This window comes from Streptomyces javensis, assembly GCF_039525925.1.
Taxonomy (GTDB): domain Bacteria; phylum Actinomycetota; class Actinomycetes; order Streptomycetales; family Streptomycetaceae; genus Streptomyces; species Streptomyces asiaticus.
Genome location: NZ_BAAAIF010000251.1, coordinates 1 through 1007, shown reverse-complemented (window position 1 = coordinate 1007; position 1007 = coordinate 1). Strand labels below are relative to the sequence as shown.

Below are 1007 nucleotides of genomic sequence, written 5' to 3'. Positions count from 1 at the left end.
ACCTCGGCCCCAACAAGAGCTTGCAGCAACGCCACCGTCGCCTCAACCGACAACAACGACACCACACCCGCAACCGGCCCCACACCCAGCTCCACCGACGTCACAACTCGCGCATCAGCCCCCGCAGCACGCAGCACGGCAACAACATCGTCTCCGCCCTCGCCCACCACCAGCCACGTGCCGGTCAGACTCGACTGCTCAGAAGCGGTCCCGATCGGGGACCAGTCGAGCCGGTACCGCCAGGAGTCGACCAGTGACCTCTCCTGGTGACGGCGGCGCCAGGACGAGAGGGCGGGCAGAGCTGCGCTGAGGGGCTGTTCGGCATCAATGCCGAACGAACCGAGATCCCCACGCTCGACCGCGTCCCAGAACGCCGCGTCCACCGCACTCGTCGCAGATCGCTCAGCGGCCGGTTCCAACCAGAACCGCTCACGCTGGAAGGCATACGTCGGCAAATCAACCCGCCGAGCACCCGGAAACACCGCGCCCCAGTCCACCTCCACACCGCGCACATGGAGCTCCCCCAGAGCGGTCATGGCCGCAGTGGGGTCGGGACGACCAGGCCGCAGCACCGACACACCGTCGCCATCGACCAGCGCGGACAACGTCCCGTCCGGTCCCAACTCCAGGAACGAGCCAACCCCTCGCTCCCGGAGGGTGTTCAGCCCGTCAGCGAATCGGACCGTCTCCCGCACATGCCGCACCCAGTACTCCGGCGAGCAGAGCTCTTCACCGGCCACCACACCCGACACATTCGATACGACGGGCACACTCGGGGCGCGGAACTCCACGCCCCGAAGCACCTCGCCGAACTCCGCGAGCATGCCATCCATACGAGCCGAATGAAACGCATGACTCACCCGCAACCGCCGCGTCCGCACCCCACGCCCAGCCAACACATCCACAACCACCTGAACCGCATCCTCAGCACCCGAGACCACCACCGACTCAGGACCATTCACCGCCGCAACCACCACACCATCGCCCAGCAGCGCCCGCACCTCATC

Annotated in this window: 1 protein-coding gene; it reads right to left on the bottom strand. The window is 67.1% G+C overall.

Annotated elements, in window-relative coordinates; translation table 11 throughout:
• On the bottom strand, positions 1-1007 hold a 1007-nt coding region (locus ABD329_RS47810; RefSeq protein WP_344318291.1), incomplete at both ends, for an acyltransferase domain-containing protein.